This is a genomic window from Halomonas sp. 707B3 (assembly GCF_024158645.1).
Classification (GTDB): Bacteria; Pseudomonadota; Gammaproteobacteria; order Pseudomonadales; family Halomonadaceae; genus Vreelandella; species Vreelandella lionensis.
Genome location: NZ_JAMZBE010000020.1, coordinates 1 through 23894 on the forward strand (window position 1 = coordinate 1; position 23894 = coordinate 23894).

Annotated in this window: 22 protein-coding genes; 18 read left to right on the forward strand and 4 right to left on the reverse strand. The window is 56.0% G+C overall.

The annotated features are described in order from the left end of the window. Together BIS10_RS04635 and BIS10_RS04640 are read left to right on the forward strand one after the other, a co-directional pair. Window positions 1–335: energy transducer TonB (locus BIS10_RS04635; RefSeq protein ID WP_253502956.1), on the forward strand; the 335-nt coding region annotated here is incomplete at its 5' end. A gap of 67 nt (window positions 336–402) precedes the next feature. Next, entirely contained in the window at window positions 403–1500 is a 1098-nt protein-coding gene (locus tag BIS10_RS04640; protein ID WP_253502958.1) for a hypothetical protein, read from the forward strand. 76 nt (window positions 1501–1576) lie between these two features. On the opposite strand, the gene xthA is transcribed toward BIS10_RS04640, so the two are convergent. Continuing rightward, window positions 1577–2410 (reverse strand): exodeoxyribonuclease III, encoded by an 834-nt coding sequence (gene xthA / locus BIS10_RS04645; protein ID WP_253502961.1) that lies wholly within the window; start codon window positions 2408–2410, stop codon window positions 1577–1579. Then, window positions 2410–2658, reverse strand: coding sequence for a hypothetical protein (locus tag BIS10_RS04650; RefSeq protein ID WP_074210491.1), 249 nt, complete (start codon window positions 2656–2658; stop codon window positions 2410–2412). Before BIS10_RS04650 ends, xthA begins: the two co-directional genes overlap by 1 nt. A gap of 145 nt (window positions 2659–2803) precedes the next feature. Between BIS10_RS04650 and rhlB the strand changes: the two genes are divergently transcribed. Next, complete coding sequence (gene rhlB / locus BIS10_RS04655) at window positions 2804–4078, forward strand: ATP-dependent RNA helicase RhlB (RefSeq protein ID WP_253502964.1); 1275 nt, start codon at window positions 2804–2806, stop codon at window positions 4076–4078. 5 nt (window positions 4079–4083) lie between these two features. After that, window positions 4084–6213: an ATP-dependent DNA helicase DinG gene (gene dinG / locus BIS10_RS04660; protein WP_253502967.1), complete on the forward strand. Its 2130-nt coding sequence runs from the start codon at window positions 4084–4086 to the stop codon at window positions 6211–6213. An 82-nt stretch (window positions 6214–6295) separates the two neighbouring features. On the opposite strand, the gene BIS10_RS04665 is transcribed toward dinG, so the two are convergent. Next, window positions 6296–7369: a 3-deoxy-7-phosphoheptulonate synthase gene (locus BIS10_RS04665; RefSeq protein ID WP_253502970.1), complete on the reverse strand. Its 1074-nt coding sequence runs from the start codon at window positions 7367–7369 to the stop codon at window positions 6296–6298. Window positions 7370–7729: 360 nt separating this feature from the next. On the opposite strand from BIS10_RS04665, the gene rpoE reads away from it, so the two are divergent. The 12 genes from rpoE (at window position 7730) to acpS (ending at window position 18724) form a co-directional block, all read left to right on the forward strand. Continuing rightward, the gene (gene rpoE, locus BIS10_RS04670; protein ID WP_044628382.1) at window positions 7730–8329 is read left to right on the forward strand and encodes an RNA polymerase sigma factor RpoE; all 600 of its coding nucleotides are present in this window, start codon (window positions 7730–7732) and stop codon (window positions 8327–8329) included. 272 nt (window positions 8330–8601) lie between these two features. Next, window positions 8602–9336 carry a sigma-E factor negative regulatory protein gene (locus BIS10_RS04675; protein ID WP_253502973.1) on the forward strand — a complete coding sequence of 245 codons (735 nt, stop codon included), beginning with the start codon at window positions 8602–8604 and terminating at the stop codon, window positions 9334–9336. 54 nt (window positions 9337–9390) lie between these two features. Further along, the gene (locus BIS10_RS04680) at window positions 9391–10350 is read left to right on the forward strand and encodes a MucB/RseB C-terminal domain-containing protein (RefSeq protein ID WP_253502976.1); all 960 of its coding nucleotides are present in this window, start codon (window positions 9391–9393) and stop codon (window positions 10348–10350) included. A gap of 2 nt (window positions 10351–10352) precedes the next feature. Then, on the forward strand, window positions 10353–10808 hold the full coding sequence (locus BIS10_RS04685; RefSeq protein ID WP_253502979.1) for a SoxR reducing system RseC family protein: 456 nt from the start codon (window positions 10353–10355) through the stop codon (window positions 10806–10808). A gap of 66 nt (window positions 10809–10874) precedes the next feature. Further along, window positions 10875–12281, forward strand: a complete 1407-nt coding sequence (locus BIS10_RS04690) for a DegQ family serine endoprotease (RefSeq protein ID WP_253502981.1) — start codon at window positions 10875–10877, stop codon at window positions 12279–12281. A gap of 188 nt (window positions 12282–12469) precedes the next feature. Further along, window positions 12470–14287 carry a translation elongation factor 4 gene (gene lepA / locus BIS10_RS04695; RefSeq protein WP_253502984.1) on the forward strand — a complete coding sequence of 606 codons (1818 nt, stop codon included), beginning with the start codon at window positions 12470–12472 and terminating at the stop codon, window positions 14285–14287. A 15-nt stretch (window positions 14288–14302) separates the two neighbouring features. Beyond that, a complete protein-coding gene (gene lepB, locus BIS10_RS04700; protein WP_253502987.1) occupies window positions 14303–15106 on the forward strand; it encodes a signal peptidase I in 804 nt (267 codons plus the stop codon). Window positions 15107–15170: 64 nt separating this feature from the next. Beyond that, entirely contained in the window at window positions 15171–15863 is a 693-nt protein-coding gene (rnc, locus tag BIS10_RS04705) for a ribonuclease III (protein ID WP_044628375.1), read from the forward strand. Next, complete coding sequence (gene era, locus BIS10_RS04710) at window positions 15860–16759, forward strand: GTPase Era (protein ID WP_074210492.1); 900 nt, start codon at window positions 15860–15862, stop codon at window positions 16757–16759. The genes rnc and era overlap by 4 nt, the downstream gene beginning before the upstream one ends. 8 nt (window positions 16760–16767) lie before the next feature. After that, window positions 16768–17460, forward strand: a complete 693-nt coding sequence (gene recO, locus BIS10_RS04715; RefSeq protein WP_253502989.1) for a DNA repair protein RecO — start codon at window positions 16768–16770, stop codon at window positions 17458–17460. Window positions 17461–17523: 63 nt separating this feature from the next. After that, entirely contained in the window at window positions 17524–18345 is an 822-nt protein-coding gene (gene pdxJ / locus BIS10_RS04720; protein ID WP_044628372.1) for a pyridoxine 5'-phosphate synthase, read from the forward strand. A 1-nt stretch (window position 18346) separates the two neighbouring features. Continuing rightward, window positions 18347–18724, forward strand: a complete 378-nt coding sequence (gene acpS, locus BIS10_RS04725) for a holo-ACP synthase (RefSeq protein WP_058578095.1) — start codon at window positions 18347–18349, stop codon at window positions 18722–18724. A gap of 25 nt (window positions 18725–18749) precedes the next feature. Here the strand turns inward: acpS and BIS10_RS04730 are convergent, their stop codons facing one another. Further along, on the reverse strand, window positions 18750–21449 hold the full coding sequence (locus BIS10_RS04730; RefSeq protein WP_253502992.1) for an ATP-binding protein: 2700 nt from the start codon (window positions 21447–21449) through the stop codon (window positions 18750–18752). A gap of 91 nt (window positions 21450–21540) precedes the next feature. Here BIS10_RS04730 and cysM point away from each other — a divergent pair, with 91 nt between their 5' ends. Further along, window positions 21541–22437, forward strand: coding sequence for a cysteine synthase CysM (cysM, locus tag BIS10_RS04735; RefSeq protein ID WP_044628370.1), 897 nt, complete (start codon window positions 21541–21543; stop codon window positions 22435–22437). Further along, complete coding sequence (gene rlmD / locus BIS10_RS04740; RefSeq protein WP_253502995.1) at window positions 22438–23877, forward strand: 23S rRNA (uracil(1939)-C(5))-methyltransferase RlmD; 1440 nt, start codon at window positions 22438–22440, stop codon at window positions 23875–23877. The last annotated feature ends 17 nt before the right edge of the window (window positions 23878–23894 follow it).

Genomic DNA, 23894 nt, shown 5'->3' on the forward strand with positions numbered 1-23894 from the left:
CCCCTGAGCCCGCCGCTGCCCAGCGCGACGCAGCACCGGCCGCTGAGCCTGCGCCCTCCAATGAACCGGTGAGCGTTGGGCAGGTGGCGCCGACGAATCGCGTTAACCCGTCGTATCCACCCCGTGCTCAGCGTCGTGGCATGGAAGGGTTTGTGGAGGTGGAGTTCGTCATTCAGCGTAACGGTAGTGTTGACGGTAGCTCTATTCGGGTGACCAATGCCCAGCCTCGTCGGGTCTTCGAAGACGCCGCCCGCGAAGCGATTGCGCGTTGGCAGTTCGAACCCAGCCAGCAGCTACGTCGCGCCACCCAGCGTATTGAGTTCCAGTTAAGGTAGCGGTGACATGTCTCGTAGAGAAAAATCGCCAAACAGGCTAGTGAACGATGCTGGCCGAGGGAAGAGGATGCAGCGGTGGGTCGCCATCATGTTACTGAGCGCCTTAAGCGCTACCGCTGTGGCCAATGAGCCGCTGCCCGGTGACATTATTCAAGACCTGAACGGGCTGCAAAGCCAATTAGCAAGCCAAGCAAGCGGCTCGGCAGATCCAGAGATCTTAAGCCGTATTATTGGCCATGCGCGTTCCCAGTCTGAGCGGCTGGCTGGCGGTAACCGAGCTGACCAGTGGGCCAGCGCGCTTTATCACCAGTTAGCGGCAAGCGCCCTTGTGCGCCAGGGGGAAAACCTTGCGGCCGCCGATGAACTGGCCAGCGCTCGCCAACGCCCGAGCGTTCCCGATAGCCAGGTACGCCGCTGGCTGCGTGATGAGGCGTCGCTGCGCCGTGCAGGCGGAGAGCGTGATGAGGCCATTGCTCTGTTCGAACAGTGGTTGTCAGAGTCCTCGGGCAATGAGCGTTACGCCGAAACGGCGTGGCTGTTGGTGCGAATGCTGGCCGAAGAGGAGCGCTGGGAGGCTGCGTTAGAGTGGCTGGTGCCGCTGCTAGAGCAAGGGGATCTCAGCGCTGAACAACAAACGCTTACGAATGTTGTGCTACGGCACACAGGAGAGAATGAGCAGGCGCTAAGTTGGCTGTTGAAGGGCTTAAACGCTGAGAGCGAAGCCGATGCATGGCGTCAGGCAGCCGGGCTTGCCCAGCAGGCAGGCCAGTTGGGCGTAGCAGCCGCCGTCTGGGAGGCGGCATGGCAGTTAGGCAAGCTCTCGACCCCAGATGAGCGCCTTACTCTTATCCAGCTTCATCTGGCAGGCGGGACCCCCGCTCGTGCCGCGGAGCATTTAGAGGCAGCGCTTGAGACAGGCGAGCTTCCTAGCAACGAAGAGACGCTGCGCTTGCGAGCGACGGCCTGGCAGCAGGCAAAACATATTGATAATGCCTTGGGCGCTTGGCAAGCGCTCGCTGAAGTAACGCAATCAGCCGATGACTGGCGCCAGCTGGGTCAACTTGCTTATGGGTGGGGGAGAAATGAGCAAGCAGAGGCGGCGCTTACAACCGCTGCTAACCTTGGGGATCCCCAAGCGGAGGAGTGGCTGGCCAATTTTCACTGATAAGCAAAGCCCCTTTGCTAAGCAAGGGGCAGGCTGTTGTCTTGTTGCTGAGTTTGCTTACTACTGACTTCGCCTACTACTGAGTAATAGGAAGCGTTAATGTAAAGTCGCTCCAGGTCGGGGCGTGGTCAGAGGGGCGCTCCATGCCGCGTAGCGGGTAATCGATGCCTGCGCCTGTCACACACTCGGCCAAAGGCTTTGAGACGAGAATGTAGTCGATACGCAGGCCTCGCTTTGGCTCGCGATCAAACCCTTTAGAGCGGTAATCAAACCAGCTGAACCACTCGCTGTTGTTTGGATGGCAAAGTCGGTAGCTGTCGCTCAACCCCCACGCTTTAATGCCTTCCAGCCACTCACGTTCAATGGGTTGGAAGCTGGTTTTACCTTCGCGCAGCCAGCGTTTTCGGTTGGCCTCGCCGATACCAATGTCCTGGTCTTCCGGCGAGATATTAAAATCCCCCATGACCGCCAGCCGCTCTTCGGGAGCATGCTGGGTATTAAGCAGGTTGACAAGCTGTTGATAAAAGCGTGCTTTGTGCGGAAACTTGGTGGGGTGATCAATGCTCTCGCCTTGCGGAAAGTAGCCGTTCCACACAGTGACCGCTTCGCCATCGTCGGCGAGAAGCTTGACGCCAATCATGCGGCGCTGCGCATCCTCTTCATCATCAGGAAAGCCGTAAAACACCGCCTGCGGCTGTTGGCGGCACAGTAACGCAACGCCGTAATGCCCTTTCTGGCCATAATAGAAGACGTGATAGCCCATGGCTTCTACGTCAGCCACGGGGAATTCACTATCCTGCACTTTGGTTTCTTGTAAACCAATGACATCAGGTTGTTGAGTGTCGATCAGCGCTTGAAGCTGATGTAGCCGTGCCCGAATGCCATTGATATTAAACGACACCAAACGCATTACGAAGGGTCTCCTGATGAGTTGTCGCCCCCTTTGTCAGGGTGAATCGCAATCGGTTGGCCACTTTGCTGGCGCGCTAGTTTACGCACGGCTTGTAGTTTGCGCTGCTGCTGCTTTTTAGCCACAAAGCGGCGCGATGAGGTCACCTGGTCAGGGTTCTCATGGCGCCACTTTTTATAATCTTTGCGGCGACCAGTGCGGATAGTCACTTTATCCGCTAATGAACGAGTCTTTTTCTTACGCGTCATGTCGCGCTCCTTGGGTTAATGTATGCCTCATTCTAACAGGCAAGCGTGCTCCTTCGACAGCAGGGCGCGCTCTTATCGCCAACCCCTGGTACAATGCGCACTTCGTGATGCCTAACATCCACAGCAATGGACAGATACACAGCCTATGAGCGAGTCGGAACAGACCACAGCATCGGCCCAGAACCGCAAGCCTAAACGTCGTCGTCGGAAACCGCGTCGTCGTCAGTCGAACTGGGATCTTCGTCAGTTTCAGGTGCCCGCCGTTGCCGGCAAGTGGCGCTTCCATGACTTTGATCTGCCGCTGCCTCTAATGCGCGCTATTCATGCCCAAGGGTTTGAGTACTGCACGCCCATTCAGGCGGAAGCACTGCGCCACACGCTGTTAGGTGGCGATATTGTCGGTAAAGCGCAAACGGGCACCGGGAAAACGGCCGCGTTTTTAATCTCGGTGATGGCTTACTTCCTTGAAGAGCCCACGCCGGATGGCCAAAAGCCGGGCGCACCCCGTGCGCTGATTATCGCGCCGACCCGAGAGCTGGCGCTGCAGATCGAGAAAGACGCCAAAGCTCTTGCGCGTTTTACTCAGCTTAACGTTGCCAGCGTAGTCGGCGGTATGGACTACCAGAAGCAGCGCGAGAGCCTGGGTAAGAAGATCGATATCCTGGTTGCCACGCCTGGACGCCTGCTGGACTTCCATCAGAAGCGCGATATCGACCTCTCTGAAACCGAAGTGCTGGTGCTCGACGAAGCGGACCGTATGCTCTCCATGGGGTTTATTCCCGACGTGAAGCGCATTATTCGCTACACGCCGAAAAAAGAGGAGCGCCAAACGTTCCTGTTCTCGGCCACCTTCACCGACGATATTCTCAATCTGGCGAGCCAATGGACGCTTGATCCGGCGCATGTCGAGATCGAAGTGACCGTCGAAAATCAGGCGGATATCGACCAGCGCGTCTATCTTGTCTCCGATGACGATAAGCAGCGGCTGCTGGTGAAGCTACTGGAGCAGGAGAGCTTTGAGCGCGTCATGGTATTCGGTAACCGCCGTGATTTGGTGCGCAAGCTTGACGATCTGCTGAAAAAAGCGGGTGTCAGCGCGGCTATGCTGTCCGGCGATGTGCCTCAAAACCAGCGTATTAAAACGCTGGAAAGCTTCCGCGAGGGAGAGATTCAGGTACTGGTCGCCACCGATGTCGCGGGTCGCGGTATCCATATTGAAGACGTCAGCCACGTTATCAACTACACGCTGCCAGAAGACCCTGAAGATTACGTCCACCGTATTGGCCGTACTGGCCGCGCGGGCGCCAAAGGGGTCTCCATCAGCTTTGTTGGTGAAGAAGATGCTTTCTCGCTGCCAGAGATTGAGCGCTACATTAACGGTAAGCTGCCCTGCGAACATCCGCCGGAAGGCATGCTGTAACGGGCATGCTGGATAACGCGCTTAAAAACGATATTCAGCAGGCCTACCGTAACGTGGTGGAAAAGCTAGGGCTGACACCACGTTACGGGCAGCGCTTAATGATTGCTGAAATCGCCCGCACCCTAGGTGATATCGAGTGCGACAGCGAGGGAAAGCGCGTTAGCGATAGCCACGTTTGCGTGCTGGAAGCCGGTACCGGCACGGGCAAGACGCTGGCTTATCTCATTGCAGGGCTGCCCATAGCCAAGGCGCAAGGCAAACGGCTCATTGTCTCCACGGCCACCGTTGCCCTTCAAGAGCAAGTGTTGAATCAAGACCTGCCGTCGCTGGCTAGCCATAGCGGTGTTGCCTTTCGCTATGCGCTAGCGAAAGGTCGCGGCCGTTACGTCTGCGTGGCGCGGCTGGATCAAGCGCTGGAGGGTAGTGAGCCCAACCCAACGCTTTCGCTGTTCGAGCAATCCCTTCAAGCTGATAGCAGCGACTTCAACGTCCTGGCCACCGATATGGCCGAAGCCTATGGCAAGGGCGACTGGGAGGGTGACCGCGATACCTGGCCAGTGTCGATTGAAGATACACACTGGCGGCAGCTGACGGTGGATCATCGCCAGTGCACCGGCCGCCGTTGTGGCCATTTCGGTGCCTGCGCCTTTTTCCGCTCTCGTCGAGAGTTGGAAAATGCGGATGTTATCGTTGCTAACCACGACCTTGTGCTGGCGGATCTTGCCCTTGGGGGTGGTGCGATTCTGCCAGACCCTGCCGACTGCATCTTTATTTTCGATGAAGGTCACCACCTGCCGGATAAGGCGCTGTCCCATTTCGCCCACCGCTTTGCGGTTCACGGCTGTCTGCGCTGGCTAAAAACCCTGAAAAGTAGTTTGACGGATTTGAACCAGGGGCTGGCGGTACAGCCCACCATTGCTCGCTTACTGGCAGGGCTGCCTGAGCTGCTGCATAGCTTGGAGCCTGCGCTGGGTGACGTGTTTAGCATGGGGCATCAGCTGGCAGGGCGTGAAAATGGTCTGGCAGATGAAGAGACGACCCATCAGCAGCGCTTTGAAAAAGGCCAAGTGCCCGAGGCGCTGCGCGAACAGGCGCAGCAGCTGCTAGTCATGTTTGCCACCCTGTCGAGAAGTCTAGAAAGCATTAGCGATATTCTGCGCGAAAGTTTAGATCCGGATAAACAGACCGGCCTGGACCGTGACCAGGCGGAAACGTGGCTGCCTCTAATAGCGTTGCTCCATGGTCGCGCCCTGGAGGCTCATGCGTTGTGGCAAGCGTTTAGTGAACAGGATGCCGCCAATGCGCCGCCCAGCGCACGGTGGATAACGCTCAGTCGTGTGGCGGGCGAACCAGAGATTGAATTCTCAGCAAGCCCGGTTTCTGCAGCGCACACGCTTGCCAAGCACCTATGGGGGCGCTGCCACGGGGCGGTTGTCACTTCGGCAACGCTCACGGCGCTTGGCCGTTTTGAGCGCCTGCAGGAGCGGGCTGGTTTAGCTAACCGCTACCGTTATCAGGCGCTGCCTAGCCCGTTTGATTACGCCAATGCAGTTCTGCGGGTGCCCGCAGAAGCAACGGACCCTAGTGACCGGGATGCCCATGAGAACGCCATTGTGCGCTTTGTGTCGCAGCTAGGTGAGAAGGAGGCGGTACTGGTGCTGTTTTCCTCTCGCGCACAGCTGCGTGCGGTGGAAAAGGCTCTGCCTGCTGCGGCAAAAGAGCGCATCTTGGCGCAAAATGCGCTGCCCAAACGTGAACTCATTGAGCGTCACCGAGCGGCGGTGGATAGCGGCAAAGGGAGCGTAATTTTTGGCTTAGCTAGCTTTGCCGAGGGTATTGATTTACCGGGGGATTATCTCACCCATGTGGTGATTACCCGGCTGCCGTTTGCGGTGCCGGATGACCCCGTTGGGGCAACGCTTGCCGAATGGATCGAGAGCCAGGGCGGTAACCCGTTTATGCGTATTAGCGTACCGGATGCTTCGATTAAACTGGTGCAGGCGTGTGGTCGTTTAATCCGTAAAGAGAGCGATCGGGGAGTCATTACGCTGCTGGATCGGCGGGTGATTACGCGCCGCTATGGCCAGGCGCTATTAGATGCGCTGCCGCCTTTCAGGCGCGATATACAGGCATAGGTGATAGGGGGCGTTAGGTTCTGGCGATAAAAAACGCCCGCTAAGCAGCGCTCGGCGGGACGTTTTTGAGAGCGGTGGCTCGTTACGCGATGCGTTTCGCCAGTACCGATGCTAGTTTCTCGTTCATACGGGTGAACGTTTCCACTGTGGTGTCCCAGTCGATGCAGGCATCGGTGATCGATACGCCGTACTGCAGCTGGCTTAAGTCTGCAGGCACTTTTTGATTGCCCCAGCCAATGTTGGATTCCACCATCAGACCGATAATCGAGGTATTGCCTTCGAGAATCTGGTTGGTCACGTTTTCCAGTACCAGTGGCTGCAGCGCGGCATCTTTGTTCGAGTTTGCGTGTGAGCAGTCGATCATAATGTTGGCAGAGAGATTAGATTTTTTAAGCTCTTTCTCCGCCCGGGCAACACTCACGCTATCATAGTTGGGCTTACCATTGCCGCCGCGCAGGACCACGTGGCCATAGGCGTTGCCGCGGGTGCGGATAATCGCCACTTGGCCTGCCTGGTTGATACCCAGGAAGTTGTGCGGGTTAGCGACAGATTGCAGTGCGTTAATCGCCACATCCAGACTACCATCGGTGCCGTTTTTAAAGCCAACCGGGCAGGAGAGGCCGGAGGCCATTTCACGGTGAGTCTGTGACTCGGTGGTGCGGGCACCAATAGCCGACCAGCTAATGCAGTCCTGCAGGTACTGCGGAGAGATGGGGTCAAGCGCTTCAGTAGCTAGCGGCAGACCCATTTCGGCTAAATCGACCAGCAGTTTGCGGGCAATGTGCAGGCCTTCGTCAATTTCGAAAGAGTCGTTCAGGTGCGGGTCGTTAATTAACCCTTTCCAGCCCACGGTCGTCCGCGGCTTTTCGAAATAGACACGCATCACGATATAGAGGCTGTCGCTCACTTGATCAGCCAGAGTGCGCAGGCGGCGGGCATAATCAAGCGCTGCTTCAACGTCGTGAATAGAGCAGGGGCCAACGACCACCAGCAAACGCGGATCTTTGCCATCTAGAATGTTTTGGATGGTCTGACGGCCTTCGATAACCGAACGCTCGGCGCTTTCCGTTAAAGGGATAGCGTTTTTCAGTGCTTCTGGGGTGGTAAGAACATCCTGTGCAAGGACGTTAAGGTTACTAACCTGTTGATCTGACATCTTGCTACCTGTGCGTGCGCGATGGGCTAAAAGTGGCCACTACTATGGCGCGTCACGGTGGTAAAAATCAATTGTTACGGAACTTTGCATTAAGGAAAAATGTCAGCCTCAGGGTTTTAACAGAGGGGGCAAGCGCTTGATGCGCTGCTAAGAACGCGTAACACTAGACGATATTGGTGTTTAGCAATTCAACGCGTGCAACATAACCAAGGGGGCAGGTGGAGCTTTGCCTGTTAATTTCCTCCATGATGATTAACTTATGCCCAAGGGACGCTATGCTGCTTGCTGTGAAGGCCCGGCTTACAGGGCGAAAAAGACACAAAGCTCGGCGTAAAACGTTCGAGCAGGAGGAGCGTGTGAATGGGCACTCGTGAAACAGACCAACAGCTGGTTGAACGTGCTCAGAAAGGCGATACACGCGCTTTTGATCTGCTGGTGAAAAAATATCAGCATAAAATCATTGGCTTGATTGGACGCTACGTCCACGACCATGCAGAAGTGCAGGACGTGGCGCAGGAAGCTTTTATCAAGGCTTATCGTGCGCTGGGTAAATTTCGCGCAGAGAGCGCGTTTTACACCTGGATGTATCGCATTGCGATTAACACGGCGAAAAACCACTTGGTATCTCGTGGACGTCGGCCGCCAGGTAGCGATTTAGATATTGTCGACGCTGAAATTCTTGATCAGAGCGGTCGCTTGGCGGACTCAGAGTCGCCAGAAGCATCTATTGCTCGGGATCAACTTGAGGCGGCGGTATATGAAGCGATTGAGAAACTGCCAGATGATTTACGCACCGCTATTACGCTGCGTGAGCTGGACGGCTTAGCCTACGAAGATATTGCCCAAGTGATGCAATGTCCGGTGGGCACCGTTCGCTCGCGAATTTTTCGCGCTCGGGAAGCGGTTGATGAGCATATTCGTCCGCTAGTCACTACGGCGCGTAACAGCCGCGATGACTAAGCCGCTGACTAATCAAAGTAGTGCTTTGGTCACAGTCATTTACGTTTTTGCTTTTTTTGTGAACTGTCTGGCAAGTGAGGCGTCATACAAGTTATCTAGCTTTAACGAGTTGAGCCGCCGACAGCTACCGTAATGCTATCTGCCTGTCAGTGATTAGCATTATGCAAACGGTGATTTGTAATAGGGTCTTGGCCTGCGAGGTTTTGCGGTTAAAACACGCACTAGCCGTGTTGCCGCTGAGCTTCTTCTAACACAGTGTGAGGGTGTGAAGTATGAGTCAAAGCACACGGGAATCACTTTCAGCATTAATGGACAGTGAAAGTGACGAGCTTGAATTGCGCCGGGTGTTGAAATCACTGCCCGATGATGCCGACGCGGCAGAAACGTGGCGTCGCTATCACTTAGCGCGCAGCATGATGCAGCGTGAGCGTGGGGTAGACGTTAGCGTAGACCTTTCTGCTGGCATTATGGCTCGCCTGCGTGAAGAACCAGCGCCTGTTATGGGTGGCGATAGCGCAACCTCACCTGTACGAGCAGGTGGAATATCGTTTGCTCGTGGTGCCGGTGTCGCTGCTGCGGTGTCGTTGATGGTCATTACGGGCGTTCAATTCTTTAATGGTAGCGCCTCTACCGGTGGTGCTCAGCCCGCGAGTAATACAGTGGCTTCGCAGAATGGCGCTGGAGCTCAGGTGCAGCCGGTAAATTTGGCAGCATCACAATCTGCCGCTATGACGGCTTCCGACATGCCTATGTTTGAACCTACACCATTTCGCATTAATGGTCAGTCGGGCAACAGCGGCTTAATGAATATTAGCGAAGCTGGGTTTTCTGCCCCCGTTGCTCCGCAAGGCACGATGGCACAGCAAGCGACGACGATTGATGTTGATCAATTGCGCATGCTTCAGTCCTACCTAGAGCAACATGCGCAGGGTGCTGCAACGGGCGGTGGTGACAGCTGGATGCCGCTGATGCGCTCAGCAGTGACAGAACCACTGGGTCAGCGTTAAGCAAGGCGGGTCGCCGGACAACGTGATCGCTGAGTAAGGGGCTGATAGATTGGTATGGTGACTGCCAGATGTGCTTTATGGGGAGGCAGGCTTGCATTAACGTTAAGCCTGTTGAGTGCCAGCCTGCATTCCTCGTTTGTTACTGCTGATACCCCTACGGTGCTCTCCTGTGCCGAGGTTGCTGAACAGCAAACACCAGCAACCACGCAAGCATGGCTTGAGTTAGCACTGGTTGCGGGCCACTGTTATGACTTTCAGGCCCGGGCAGTCGCTATCGATGCCTTGGGTGTACGTACGCTTGCACTTTCCCACCGCATTCGTGATGGTGTTCGCCAGCAGGTCGTACAACATCTTGATGGGCCATCGGTAAGTATTGAGCGACGCTCTATTGCTGGCTATATGGCGCGCTTTACGCCAGAAGTGAACAGTGGCTTAAAAGCCCCTGAAGCTTGGGCGCAACATGTGGCTTCCTATTACGATATTTCCCTTCAAGAAGATGCCCGGGTGGCAGGGCGCGATGCAGTGCAACTGCGTTTTTCACCCCGGGATCAGCAGCGCTACTATCATGCATGGTGGGTTGATAAAGAGACCGGGCTGTTACTTAAGCATGTTATGAGTGACCGGCAAGAACGTGTGCTGGAAACCTTTCAAATTACCCAGCTTCACTCTCCTAAACTTTATGATGGCGGCGTCGCCGATGACGTGAGCGCCGAACAAGTCGATCACTCTTGGCACGCAGAGTGGTTGCCAGAGGGGTTTGTTGCTCAGCCGCAAGATCCAGGGCAGCCTGTCAGCAACCAGCGGGTATATAGCGATGGGTTGGCCGCAGTCAGCCTTTTCGTTAACCCTATTGAGCAGAGCGTGTTGAAAGAAGGCGTTCACCAGCTAGGTGTTTCAACAGCAGCAGTGGCGCTGGTGTTCGAGGGTGATCAACGCTGGCAATTGATAGCCATTGGGGAGCTCCCTTCGGATATGTTGCAGCGTATTGTGCAATCTGTTCGTATTGAGCCATAGCCATGTCTACCCCTTATGCTGCCTGCGCATCGCTTTTAAGAACGGGTATCGTCGTTGGCTATACGGGTGATGGGTTGACCGTTGATGTGTCGCTTAACGCTGCCTGCCAGCAGTGTGCTGAAGGGCGTGGTTGTGGTATGGGGCTGTTAGCGCGGCGCCAACAGCAGCACATCACTGTGTATCCTAAGGCGCGCGTCGCTAGCGGTGCGTCTGCTTACCCTCTTGGTAGCCAAGTTACCATTGCACTACCTAAACACGATATCAGCTATTTGGCGCTTCTGGTTTACGCGTTGCCACTATTGGCGGCGTTGTTAGTCTCTGGAGGCGCCTCGCTGCTAGGCACTAATGAATGGTTAAGCGCAGCGCTTTTCTTTAGTGCATTGATATGCGGTGTTATTGTCCTTAAATATCTAATGCGTGGGCGGATGGAACGCTTCCGGCCGCGCTTGGTCAGTTAGTTGTTCCGTAGCTCGCTAAGAGTTGCACTCCCTTCGTTTCGTATCTGCTTTACTAGGAGCTGTTGCATGAAGCGCTTGGTTCTTCCCTCGACACTATGGCTATGCTTAGTCGCGATGTTTTTTATAGGCCAGAACGCCTATGCGCAAACGCTGCCCGATTTCACTGAATTGGTGGAAGATGCTGCACCGGGCGTTGTGAATATCTCCACCAGTCGAACGGTTCAGCGTAGCCCGGCCATTCAAGGGTTTGGCGGCCAGGAAATCCCTGAAATCTTCCGTCACTTCTTTGGCGATAGTTTTCCGCCCCCCCCAGGCAGTAGCGGGGGAGGCAGTGAGGAGCGCCAATCGTTAGGCTCTGGCTTTATTATCAGCGCTGATGGCTATGTCATGACAAACGCCCATGTGGTGCAGGATGCCGACGAAATCCTGGTGCGCTTGAACGACCGGCGCGAACTGTCGGCTGAGCTGATCGGTAGCGATACTCAAACTGATGTGGCACTCCTGAAAATTGATGCTAACAATCTGCCAGTGCTTAATCTTGGCGACTCTGACGAACTGAAAGTAGGCGAGTGGGTCGCTGCCATTGGTTCACCGTTTGGGTTTGATCACTCGGTGACTGCAGGCATCGTTAGCGCGATTAACCGCACGCTACCCCGTGATGCCTACGTACCGTTTATTCAAACCGATGTAGCGATTAACCCTGGCAACTCCGGTGGACCGCTGTTTAATTTACAGGGAGAGGTCGTGGGTATTAACTCGCAGATCTTTACCCGCAGCGGTGGCTTTATGGGGCTTTCGTTCGCTATTCCGATTAACGTTGCTATGGATGTCGCCGATCAGCTTCGTGAAGATGGCCACGTTAATCGTGGTTGGCTGGGTGTCATGATCCAGCCGGTATCTCAAGATCTGGCTGAGTCTTTTGGCATGAGCAAAGCCATTGGCGCACTGATCGCCGACCTTGATCCAGAAGGCCCTGCGGCCCAGGGTGGCCTGCAAGCGGGAGATGTCATTATCGAAGTGAATGGCGAAGAGGTTGACCGTTCAAGCACGTTGCCTCGCTTAATTGGTCGCGTAGCACCTGGCGATGATGTCGAACTAACGCTAATGCGTGATGGCGAGCAAGTCTCAGAAACGGTAGAGCTGGGCAGCTGGCCCGATATGAACGAAGCAACATCGGCAGCCAATAGCGATAGCCAAGTACGCCTAGGTGTCGCAGTTGCTGAAGTAGATCAAGCAATGCGGGAGCGGCTGAACATCAATGGCGGCGTTGTAGTCAGTCAGGTAGAGCCTAATAGTGTGGCTGCCCAGGCGGGCCTGCGCGCTGGCGATATTCTGGTGAGTATTGATCACCGCAGCGTGGCGTCGGCAGACGAGCTAATGCGCATTGTAGAAGAGCTGCCCAATGACCGTGCTATTCCTGTGCGGCTATACCGTGATGGTCGTTCGTTGTTTGTGGCATTAAGACTCGAATAACCCCTCCTTGTCTTTACTCCAGTCCGGCGGTTCTCGCCGGACTGCTGTTCCTATCCCCCGCATATCGCTACAATAGCGCTTATCTTTTGACGAACTTTGGCAATGCAGTGGTGCGGTCCTCGATTTTTTGCCCTTCGGCCTAGCGCCGCACCCCCACGCTTGCGTACCAATAAGGCAGAACACACTCGATGTCTCATGACGTTTCCAGCGGAAAGCTCAAGCATATTCGCAATTTCTCCATCATCGCGCATATCGACCACGGTAAATCGACGCTCTCTGATCGTCTGATTCAAACCTGTGGCGGTTTGACGGAACGTGAGCTGAAGGAGCAAGTGCTCGACTCCATGGATATCGAGCGTGAGCGTGGTATTACCATCAAGGCGCAGTCGGTGACGCTGGATTACACCGCTGCCGATGGTCAGGTGTATCAGCTCAACTTCATCGATACCCCAGGGCACGTTGACTTCTCCTATGAAGTCTCGCGCTCGCTGTACGCCTGTGAAGGGGCGCTGCTGGTGGTTGATGCCGCCCAAGGTGTGGAAGCACAGTCAGTGGCTAACTGCTATACCGCGATTGAGCAGGGCCTGGAAGTACTACCGGTACTTAATAAAATTGACCTTCCCCAGGCCGACCCCGACCGGGTAGCTCAGGAAGTAGAAGAGATTATCGGCTTAGATGCGACCGATGCCTGCCAGGTATCAGCGAAAAGCGGTATCGGCATTGACGCGCTGCTAGAGCGCCTAGTGCGCGATATTCCGCCGCCCAAGGGTGACCCCGATGCACCTCTCCAAGCGCTGATTATCGACTCCTGGTTCGATAACTACCTGGGCGTTGTCTCGCTGGTGCGCCTGTTTGACGGCACGCTGCGTAAGGGCGACAAAATTCGCATCAAGTCGACTGGCCGCGACTGGAACGCCACGGAAGTGGGTATTTTTACCCCGCTGCGTAAAGAGACGAATATTCTGCGTGCCGGTGAAGTCGGCTTTATCGTGGCCGGTATCAAAGAGATTCATGGGGCACCCGTGGGCGATACCATCACCCACACCAAGACCCCAGACGTGCCGCGTCTGCCAGGTTTCCAGAAAGTGAAGCCGCAGGTTTACGCTGGTATGTTCCCAGTGAGTGCGGACGATTATGAAGATTTCCGCGATGCCCTGGAAAAACTCGCCCTTAACGATGCTTCTCTTGAGTACGAGCCGGAAAACTCCGATGCACTGGGCTTTGGTTTCCGCGTAGGCTTCCTCGGCACGCTGCACATGGAGATCATCCAAGAGCGCCTGGAGCGTGAGTACGATCTGGATCTGCTGACCACCGCGCCAACGGTTGTCTATGAACTCGCCATGAAGAACGGCGACATCCAGTACGTCTCCAACCCCTCCAAGCTGCCTGATATGGCCGATGTAGAGCAGATGCGCGAGCCCATCGTGCGTGCCAGCATTCTGGTACCTCAGGAGTTTGTAGGTAACGTCATCGCCGAGTGCGAGCAGCGTCGTGGCACCCAGTTGGACATGCAGTTTTTAGGTAACCAGATTCAGCTGACCTATGAGCTGCCCATGTCGGAAGTGGTCATGGACTTCTTTGACCGTTTAAAATCCATCTCTCGCGGTTATGCCTCGCTGGAGTACAACTTCGAGCGCTTTGAAGCGGCGAAACTGGTGCGTCTAGATGTATTGATTAACGGCGATAAAGTCGACGCCCTGGCGGTCATTATCCACCGCGACCATGCCCACAACCGTGGCCGTTTGCTGGTGGAGAAGATGAAAGAGCTGATTCCGCGTCAGATGTTTGACGTAGCGATTCAGGCAGCGATTGGTGGTCAGGTGGTTGCTCGTTCTACGGTGAAGGCTCTACGTAAAAACGTCACGGCTAAGTGTTACGGCGGCGACGTCAGCCGTAAGAAAAAGCTGCTAGAGAAACAGAAAGCCGGTAAGAAACGGATGAAACAGGTGGGGCGTGTTGAAATTCCCCAAGATGCCTTCCTTGCTGTGCTCAAGGTAAACGACTAGGGATACGAACCCCACATGGATTTTTCACTATTACTGGTACTCGCCGTTGCACTCTCTGGAGCCATTTACCTGCTGGATGTGCTGGTGCTTCGGCCAAAGCGCCGTGAGCGTGTGGCCAAAGCTGAAACGGCCACCATGGAAGGCCTGGATGCGCCGACTCGGGAAAAGCTCCTAAAAGAACCGTGGCCAGTCGATTACTCGCGTTCGTTTTTTCCGGTGCTACTCGTAGTGTTGGTGGTGCGTAGCTTTATCGTAGAGCCGTTTCAGATTCCCTCTGGTTCCATGAAGCCTACCCTGGAAATCGGTGACTTTATTCTAGTGAATAAATTTGCCTATGGGCTTCGGCTGCCTGTCGTCCATAACCGCTTTTTGGAAGTAGACGACCCTGAGCGGGGCGATGTGATGGTGTTCCGCTTCCCCGAAGAACCATCGGTGAACTTTATTAAGCGCGTGGTGGGCCTGCCCGGCGACCGTATTCGCTATGAGGGCAAGCAGCTCTATGTGAACGGCGAGCCGGTCACCAAAGCACTGATTGAAGAGGGCCCGGAGCTCTCTCCCCAGCAGCTACTGCTGGAAGAGCAGTTAGGCGAAGTCAGCCACTTTATTTATAACAACCCCCGTGACCCAGGCCCGCAAATGCGCGAAGTCGTCGTGCCTGAAGGCCACTACTTCACCATGGGGGATAACCGCGACCATTCCAATGACAGCCGCTACTGGGGCTTTGTGCCCGAAGATAACATTGTGGGCCGCGCGTTTGCTGTTTGGATGCACTGGGATGGCGGCCTGCCCAGCTTCACCAGCGTACGGCGTATTGAATGAAGCAGCATAATTTACAAACCGTTAGTGTGGTTATCTTAGTTAACGTCAATGACGTAGGAGCACTGTGAGTAATTCCTTAACCGCTTTTTGCCGACGAATCGGCCATACCTTTGGCGACCCAACGCTTTTGGAACTGGCCATGACCCATCGCAGCTACGGTGGTCGTAACAATGAGCGCCTGGAATTTCTAGGTGACTCTATCGTCAATTTCGTGATTGCCGAAGCGTTGTTTCAGCGCTTTCCCCAGGCGCGGGAAGGGCAGCTTTCCCGCCTGCGTGCCCGCTTGGTAAAAGGCCAAACCCTCGCCGAACTGGCGCGGGAAATGGCGTTCGGTGAGTGTTTACGTTTAGGCTCCGGTGAGATGAAGAGTGGCGGCCACCGCCGTGAGTCAATTCTCGCAGATGCCGTGGAAGCCGTGATAGGCGCGATTTACCTGGATGCCGGTATGGATGCGGTACGCGAGCGCGTGCTGGCGTGGTATGCCGAGCGTCTAGAAAATATTTCGCTGCAAGATACCCAAAAAGACCCCAAAACACGCTTACAAGAGTTTTTGCAGTCGCGCCAAGCGGCGCTGCCGCGCTATGAAGTGGTCTCTGTAAAGGGAGAGGCGCATGCCCAGACCTTTACCGTGGAGTGCTACATCGAGCTACTAAGCGAGCATACCACTGGTAAAGGCCCCAGCCGCCGCCACGCTGAACAGCAGGCTGCGGAAGAAGCACTGTCCTATCTCGAACAACCCCCTGGAGACAAATCATGAGCCAAACCTGCGGATTCGTGGCCATCGTTGGCCGTCCCAACGTAGGCAAATCAACCCTCATGAACCGGATTCTGGGGCAGAAAATTTCGATTACCTCGCGGCGGCCACAAACCACCCGCCACCAAGTGATGGGCATTAAAACCGTTGAAGAGACGCAGTTTATCTACGTCGACACGCCGGGCATGCACATCATGTCCAAAGATCGCAACAAGGCCATCAACCGCTTCATGAACCAGGCGGCGACCCAGGCGCTTCGCGATGTGGACTGCGTGGTGTTCATCATCGACCGCACTCGCTGGACCGACGAAGACCAGGCCGTGTTAAAGCGTTTAGAGCATGTGAAAGCGCCGGTAATTCTAGCGGTCAATAAGGTCGATCGTCTCCAGGATAAAGCCGACCTGCTGCCTTGGCTGGCCGAGGTAGGCGCACGCCGTGAGTTTGCTGCCGTTGTGCCCATCTCCGCCAAGCACGGCACTCAGGTAGAGACCCTGGAAGAGGAAGTCGCCAAGCACTTGCCGGAGAGCATCCACTTCTTCCCAGAAGATCAAATCACCGACAAGAGCCTGCGCTTTATGGCGGCCGAACTGGTGCGTGAGAAAGTCATGCGCCAGCTAGGTGACGAACTGCCTTACCAGATGACGGTCGAGATCGAAGAGTTCCGCGAGACCGAGCGCGTCACGCACATCAGCGCGCTGATTTTGGTGGAGCGCCAAGGTCAGAAAGTGATTTTGATCGGCGAGAACGGCGACCGGATCAAGAGTATTGGCCGTGAAGCGCGCCTGGATATGGAGCGTGCGCTGGGTACTAAGGTCATGCTGAATATGTGGGTGAAGGTGAAGCGCGGCTGGTCGGATGACGAGCGGGCACTGAAGAGCCTGGGTTACGATCTCGATTGAGCACCGCCATGACCGCCGAGCCTGCGTTTCTGCTGCACCGTCGGGCATATCGTGAAACCAGCGCGCTGGTCGACTTATTAACGCTCAACCATGGCCGCATCCGGGCGGTTGCCCACGGCGGCCAGCGGCCCGGTTCTAAATCTCGCCAGCGGCTGCAGCCGTTCACCCCGCTATTTGTATCCTGGCGGGGAGATCGAGAGCTAAAGCGGCTAACGCTCATGGAGTCCCGTGGGCACACCGCGCTGCTGGCAGGCGAAGGCCTGCTGTGTGGTCTCTACGCCAATGAAATTGCTACTCGCTTACTCCCGCTTGAACTGGCCGCCACCGATGTCTTTGCTTTTTATAGTGCTTTGCTAGATGCGCTGCCGGTACCTGCGGAGCGGGGCTTGGCGCTTAGACGCTATGAGTGGGCGCTATTGGAGGTGCTTGAGGCCACGCCGCGTTTTTGTACCCTTGAAGGCGGAGCGCTGGACCCGCACCAACGCTATCGCTTTGATGCTGACAGCCGTGCTTTTGTGGCAGCGGAACAGGGTATTGAAGGTCGCACCTTACGCTACATAGAGCAAGGCGACTGGCAGCCTACGGGCTTAGCGAGCGCTCTGAAAGCGGTCATGCGGGCAGCGCTGGCCCCCCATCTTGGCCCAACGGCATTACGTTCTCGCGAGCTGATGCTAGATTTAGCCCGCCGCCGTCATCGTTAGTGAACCACCGTTACTATTGATCGCGATAACGACCTATCGCTGCTTATTGATTGGAGACCCGCTATGCATCCCCCACGGATATTACTCGGCGTTAACATCGACCATATTGCCACGCTGCGTCAGGCCCGTGGCACTCGTTACCCTGACCCGGTTCAGGCAGCGCTGTTGGCGGAAGAAGCTGGAGCCGATGGGATTACCGTCCACCTACGCGAAGACCGCCGCCATATTCAGCCCCGTGACGTGCGCCTGCTGGCGGAGGTGCTCAATACGCGCATGAATCTTGAAATGGCGGTCACCGAAGAGATGCTGGCGCTTGCAGAAGAAGTGCGCCCGGCCCATGTGTGCTTGGTGCCCGAGAAGCGCGAAGAGCTGACCACCGAGGGCGGGTTGGATATCGTCGGCGGTTTCGATCATATCGCCAGTGCTTGCCAGCGTCTCGCTGCGATTGGCTGCGATGTATCGCTGTTTATCGACCCGGATGAAGCACAAATTGATGCGGCCAAGCGCGCAGGCGCACCTACCATCGAGTTACACACCGGAGCCTATGCAGAGGCAAAACCGGGGAGTGCCGAGGCCAACGCCGAGTATGACCGCCTCAGCGCGGCGGCGGTACACGCCGTATCTCTGGGCTTGGTGGTCAATGCGGGTCACGGGTTGCACTACCACAATGTGGAAGCCATTGCGGCGCTACCCGGTGTTAATGAGCTGAACATTGGCCACGCGATCATTGCCCGTGCGCTGTTTGTCGGCTTGAAAGAAGCCGTGCAAGAGATGAAACGACTAATCATTGCCGGGCAAGAAGCGGGCTTAATGGCTGCGCTTGATGCCCACGAGCACGAACATGACCACGATCACGGCGACAGTCACCACTGCTGCGGCCACTAACATGATTGTGGGAATTGGCTCGGACATTGCCCGAGTTGAGCGTTTTCGCCAGGCCGTGACGCGTCACGGCCCGCGCTTTGCTCAGCGTATCTTAGGGCCCGACGAACAGGCGGTGTGGCAGGAGAAGGGGCAAGCAGTCGCCTATCTGGCCAAGCGCTTTGCGGCGAAAGAGGCTTTTGTGAAAGCCCTGGGCCTTGGGCTTCGCCAGGGGATGCAGTGGGGCGATATTCAGGTAATCAATGATGCCCTGGGGAAGCCCAGCCTTAAACTGAGCGGTGAAGCGCAGCGGCGGTTCACCGCTAGCGGGGCGACCGCCGCGCATATTACGCTGAGTGATGAAGCCGACTACGCCGTCGCCTTTGTTATTTTAGAGAGCTGATAATATGCCTCATACTGGGCAGTTATCAGCTCACCAGTGAGTCGCGCTCTTGGCTAAGGCGCGTCATGGCGGCGTATAGCTCGTCAAGCAGTGCCTCTACATGGCGTAGGCCACTGGTACGCAGGCGCGTTTCTAGGGTTTCCACCAGCAGGGCTAGTTCTGGTGCGCCGCAGTAGCGGCTGGCTCCGTTTAGTCCATGCACCCAGTCCAGGAGCGCCGTTAGATCGCCTGCCTGAAAGGCGTCGCGTATCTGCTGCTCGCTCTCCGGCAGGCTGTCAATGAGCCGTAACAGTTGCTGCTTGGCTAAGGTCTCCCTGCCTCCTGCCAAGCGTGCTCCTAGCATCAAATCGACCGCTGGCAGCGAGCTAGGGGGAGCGGTGGGAACCTGTGACTGACGAGTGGAAGCTGCTTCAGTAGGGGCTGCTTTTCGTGGTGCAATTCCTAAAAAGCGCTGCAACAGCTGTTGTAGCTGGGCATCGTCGATGGGTTTGACCAGCACATCATCCAGCCCTTCTGCCAGCCACTGCTGTCGTTCAGTGCTCAGTACATGGGCCGTCACGGCAATAATAGGGCAGCGCGCCCAGCTATTATTAATACGCCGCAGCGCTTGTGTGGCCTGTATGCCGTCCATCCCCGGCATGCGGATATCCATCAATACCATATCGGCAATTTGGTGGCGCGCAAACTCCAGTGCTTCTTGGCCGCTTTCTGCTAGCACAATGTGTAGCGTATCGCTCTCCAGCATCGCTTTTAACAGTTCACGGTTTGACGAGTTATCGTCGACAATTAAAATTGTTAGGCGAGGGGCAAGCGGCGGTTTGCTGACTGCTTCACTGGCAAGGGGGAGTGGTTGCAGTTGCAGCAACTGACGCAGGGTGGTCACAAGCTGCGTCCGAGTAAACGGTTTGCACAGCATTTCGCCGCCGTAGGGAAATTCCCACGTGGGTAGGTCGAAGCTAGTAGTATTCGCCAGAATAATGACCGGGCAGGGAGTTTGCGCAATCACGGACTGCCAGTACGCTTTGCGATCCCCTTCAAAGTCACTCTGCGCCAGACATAGCATCAGCAGCGATTCATTGCCGGCATTAATAAACGAGACTGGGCGCGCGCCCCAGCGTACTAGCAAATGCTCTAGCACATGGCGAGTGGGCGGGTGCGTTTCGTGAAGGCGAATAGTGGGGTTATCTAGCGTCAGCTCCGGCGGGCGCTCAGCCGCCTGGTGTGCCAGAAGAGGCAGGGTAAATGAGAAAGTCGACCCCTTACCCAGCTCGCTTTCTACCGTAATCTCCCCACCCATCCGCTGAATAAGCTGGCGGCAAATGGTCAGCCCTAAGCCGCTGCCGCCAAACTGGCGAGAGTGACTCGGTTCGGCTTGTGAGAACGCGCTAAAGAGCTGCTGCTGGTGCTCATCGCTTAAACCAATGCCGGTATCGCTCACGCTAATATGCAGTACGACATGCTGGCCCTCTTGGTTATCCAGCATGACGCGGATGATGATCTCTCCTTCGGTGGTAAATTTCAGCGCGTTGCCCAGAAGATTATTCAACACTTGATGGATGCGCAGTGGGTCGCCGCAAAGGGGAGTGGGGACATCGTCGTACACCATGGCGACCAAGTGTAGCTGCTTGCGCTGTGCCTCGGGCGCATGCAAGCCAATAATCTCGTCAACTAGGGTGACAATGTCGACATCGACCTCTTCCAGAGTCAGCCGGTCGGCTTCCAGCTTAGAGAAGTCCAATACATCATTCACCAGCATCAGTAGGTTATCGCAGGCGCGGCGAACGTGCTCCAGCCACTCTTCTTGCCGGGTGTCGAGGGATGAACGGCCCAGCAAGCGGCAAAAACCAATAATGCCGTTGAGCGGTGTGCGGATCTCGTGGCTCATATTGGCCAGAAATTCGGATTTAACAGCATTGGCGCGCAGCGCGCTGCGGTGAGCAAGGTCTAGCTTGATATTCTGCTCTTCGATGGTCTCCATCGACTCCTGCAGCTCGCTGGTGGCCTGCTCAATCTGGCTCTGCATATCCCGCTGGGCTTGCTGAAAATGTTCCGCTAAGCGGTTAATGTGGTTAGCAAGTTGTTTGAACTCGGTGGGTTTGGCTGCGGGCATCACTAGGCTGTAATCGCCACGGGAGAGGCGGTAAAGGGCTTGGTTAGCCTCTTCAATAGGGCGGCTTGCATAGCGGCTAATGGCAAAAGCAATTAAAAACAGCAGCAGCCCCAGCAGCATGCCGCCTAGGCTTAAACTCGCAATTAGCCGGTAGCGTTCAAGTGTTAGCGCGCGAATATCCATTTCGGCTTCTAGCCAGCCGTTAGTCACGCGGCGAATGTCGCCCATTGCTTCACTGGTCAACGGCACCTGTAACCGCCAGGCATCCTCTTCCATGGTAATGGCCGTTGCTTCTGGCGCATGCAGCCGAGGCGGGGGCGGCATAGAGTGGCCCATCACTAGTAGGCGGTTACCCAGTTCATCAAATAGGGTCACGGCCCGCAGCCCGCGATGTTCCAATAGCTGCCTAGCCAGCTCTTCAAGGCGCTGTAAATCTCCGTCTACCATCGCAGTGTTAAAGCTGGGGGCTAATAGCTCACCGGCACTGGTGAGACGGTCTTTAAGGACGTCATGGCCGGTGTGGTCGCTCTGAATAACAAACAGTATCGCCATGACGGCGTAAACCAGCAGTGGAAAGCCAAGCAGGGCAAACAGCAGACGCGTGTTTAATGACATGAAAGAAGCTCGTTGAATCTAGTAGGTTGCCTGTCCAGTCACAGGCAGCACCGATATAATGCAGCATAACGGTTACGATAAGGAATGTTCGATGAATTATCCCACGCTTGAAGATGTGGTCGGCAATACGCCGTTGGTTCGCCTGAAGCGAATTACCGCTGGGAAGAACAATACGCTGCTTGCCAAACTCGAAGGCAATAACCCCGCGGGCTCGGTGAAAGATCGTCCCGCGCTCTCTATGCTGAGTGAAGCGGAAGCTCGTGGGGAAATTTCCCCAGGGGATACGTTAATTGAGGCGACTTCCGGCAATACCGGCATTGCGCTTGCTATGGCGGCGGCTCTAAAAGGGTACAACATGACCCTGATTATGCCGGAAAATGCTTCCGCCGAGCGCAAGCAGGCCATGGCGGCCTACGGCGCTAAGCTGATTACGGCCAGTAAAGAAGGCGGTATGGAAGAGGCTCGTGACATCGCAGATGCCATGATTGCCCGGGGTGAAGGTAAGCCGCTCAATCAGTTTGCTAATCCAGATAACCCGCTGGCGCACTACCGCACTACCGGGCCAGAAATATGGCAGCAAACCGGCGGTGAAGTGACCCACTTTGTGAGCTCAATGGGCACCACAGGTACCATTATGGGCGTGTCGCGCTATCTTAAAGAGCAGAACAGCGCGATTCAGATTGTGGGCTTGCAGCCCGCTGACGGGGCCAGTATCCCCGGCATTCGTCGCTGGCCTAAAGAGTATCTGCCAGCGATTTTTGAAGCGCCGCGCGTGGATACCACCCTGGATATCGGCCAGCAAGAAGCGGAAGCGCATATGCGCCGCTTGGCCCGAGAAGAGGGCATTCTGGCAGGCGTTTCATCTGGCGGAAGCCTAGCGGGTGCGCTGCGCATTGCTGAACAAACCGAAAATGCGGTCATCGTGTTTATTGTCTGTGACCGTGGTGATCGCTATCTCTCCACGGGCTTATTTGCCCCGGAGGTATAGATGGCTATGTTGGGTAAGCGGCGGCCGCCTAGGCCCGCCTCCGGCCACTCTGGGCTGGCACGTCAGCCAAGCAGTAATACAGCGCCTGCCAAGCAGCCAGCCGCCACCGCTGACGCTGATGCGCCGTTAATGATTGAGCGGCTAGCTCATGACGGGCGTGGCGTGAGCCATAACTCGGCGGGCAAAACCGTCTTTGTCGACCAAGCGCTGCCTGGTGAGCAGGTCGAAGTGGCGGTGCACGTCACCCGTAAGCGCTTTGATGAAGCGCACGTAAAAACCCTGGTCACTGCCTCGCCGCAGCGAGTAGAGCCACCTTGTGCTCATTTTGGCCACTGCGGTGGCTGTGATTTGCAGCACTTGGCAGTAGACGCCCAGCGTGCCCACAAGCGTGAGGTCGTCAGCGAATTGATGGCGCGCCAAGGCATAACGCTGGATGAGGTGGCGGCAATCAATGGTCAGCAAGAAAGCTACCGCCGTCGGGCGCGTCTAGGGGTGAAGGTCGATAGTCAGGGTACCGTTCGGTTAGGGTTTCGGGCTGCAAATAGTCACCGACTAGTGGATATTGACCACTGCCATGTATTGGTACCTGCCCTTCAAGCACTGATAGCCCCACTAAAGCAACTGCTTACTGAGCTGGATGCACCCCGCGCGGTAGGGCATATTGAACTGCTGGCGACGCCCCAGGCTACGGTGGTGCTGGTCAGGCAGTTAAAAGAGCAGCCGCAGGATTGGCAGCGCTGGCAAGGGTTTGCTGACCAGCACCAAGTGAGATTAGGCGCATGGTTAGGGCGTGAGTCACCGTCCTTGCACTGGCATGGTGCAGAGCCTGCGCTGGAAGAGCGCTTTTCGCTGATTGCGCTTGGTGTGTCGCCCCACCAAGAAAGCGCTGAGTCTGAGTTGGTGCTGCAGTTTGCCCCCGGTGATTTTTTACAGGTAAATGCCGAGGTCAATCAAAAGATGGTGTCTCAGGTGGTAGCATGGTTAACGCCAGCACCTGGGATGCAGCTACTCGACCTGTTTGCCGGGATGGGGAACTTCAGCCTTCCTCTGGCCGCTGCAGGCGCCAGCGTGCACGCGGTAGAAGGTAACACTGCCATGGTAGAGCGCCTTGGCACTAACGCAGCGCTGAACCAGCTCAATGTGAGCGTTCAACAGGCAGATCTAAACGATGCGATAGCGGTAAAAACACTGCTTCGCGAGCGTTCGGTGGATGCATTGGTATTAGATCCCCCACGCAGCGGGGCGGAAGCTATTTGCCAAGCAGTGGGGCGCCATAAGGTGGCGAAGGTGGCCTATATTTCCTGTGACCCGGCCACGCTGGCCAGGGATGCGGCACACCTTGTGCATGCGGGATATCGCGTCAAGCAAGTCACAGTGGCAGATATGTTTCTGCACACTGCCCACATGGAAACGCTGATGCTGTTTGAATACGCGGGCTAGTTTGCCCTTTGCAGCAA

Excerpts from the sequence above, each read along its gene's own strand:
- BIS10_RS04640 (WP_253502958.1), top strand. The coding sequence starts at position 403 with ATGCAGCGGTGGGTCGCCATCATGTTACTGAGCGCCTTAAGCGCTACC.
- xthA (WP_253502961.1), bottom strand. The coding sequence starts at position 2,410 with ATGCGTTTGGTGTCGTTTAATATCAATGGCATTCGGGCACGGCTACAT.
- BIS10_RS04650 (WP_074210491.1), bottom strand. The coding sequence starts at position 2,658 with ATGACGCGTAAGAAAAAGACTCGTTCATTAGCGGATAAAGTGACTATC.
- rhlB (WP_253502964.1), top strand. The coding sequence starts at position 2,804 with ATGAGCGAGTCGGAACAGACCACAGCATCGGCCCAGAACCGCAAGCCT.
- dinG (WP_253502967.1), top strand. The coding sequence starts at position 4,084 with ATGCTGGATAACGCGCTTAAAAACGATATTCAGCAGGCCTACCGTAAC.
- BIS10_RS04665 (WP_253502970.1), bottom strand. The coding sequence starts at position 7,369 with ATGTCAGATCAACAGGTTAGTAACCTTAACGTCCTTGCACAGGATGTT.
- rpoE (WP_044628382.1), top strand. The coding sequence starts at position 7,730 with ATGGGCACTCGTGAAACAGACCAACAGCTGGTTGAACGTGCTCAGAAA.
- BIS10_RS04675 (WP_253502973.1), top strand. The coding sequence starts at position 8,602 with ATGAGTCAAAGCACACGGGAATCACTTTCAGCATTAATGGACAGTGAA.
- BIS10_RS04680 (WP_253502976.1), top strand. The coding sequence starts at position 9,391 with ATGGTGACTGCCAGATGTGCTTTATGGGGAGGCAGGCTTGCATTAACG.
- BIS10_RS04685 (WP_253502979.1), top strand. The coding sequence starts at position 10,353 with ATGTCTACCCCTTATGCTGCCTGCGCATCGCTTTTAAGAACGGGTATC.
- BIS10_RS04690 (WP_253502981.1), top strand. The coding sequence starts at position 10,875 with ATGAAGCGCTTGGTTCTTCCCTCGACACTATGGCTATGCTTAGTCGCG.
- lepA (WP_253502984.1), top strand. The coding sequence starts at position 12,470 with ATGTCTCATGACGTTTCCAGCGGAAAGCTCAAGCATATTCGCAATTTC.
- lepB (WP_253502987.1), top strand. The coding sequence starts at position 14,303 with ATGGATTTTTCACTATTACTGGTACTCGCCGTTGCACTCTCTGGAGCC.
- era (WP_074210492.1), top strand. The coding sequence starts at position 15,860 with ATGAGCCAAACCTGCGGATTCGTGGCCATCGTTGGCCGTCCCAACGTA.
- recO (WP_253502989.1), top strand. The coding sequence starts at position 16,768 with ATGACCGCCGAGCCTGCGTTTCTGCTGCACCGTCGGGCATATCGTGAA.
- pdxJ (WP_044628372.1), top strand. The coding sequence starts at position 17,524 with ATGCATCCCCCACGGATATTACTCGGCGTTAACATCGACCATATTGCC.
- acpS (WP_058578095.1), top strand. The coding sequence starts at position 18,347 with ATGATTGTGGGAATTGGCTCGGACATTGCCCGAGTTGAGCGTTTTCGC.
- BIS10_RS04730 (WP_253502992.1), bottom strand. The coding sequence starts at position 21,449 with ATGTCATTAAACACGCGTCTGCTGTTTGCCCTGCTTGGCTTTCCACTG.
- cysM (WP_044628370.1), top strand. The coding sequence starts at position 21,541 with ATGAATTATCCCACGCTTGAAGATGTGGTCGGCAATACGCCGTTGGTT.
- rlmD (WP_253502995.1), top strand. The coding sequence starts at position 22,438 with ATGGCTATGTTGGGTAAGCGGCGGCCGCCTAGGCCCGCCTCCGGCCAC.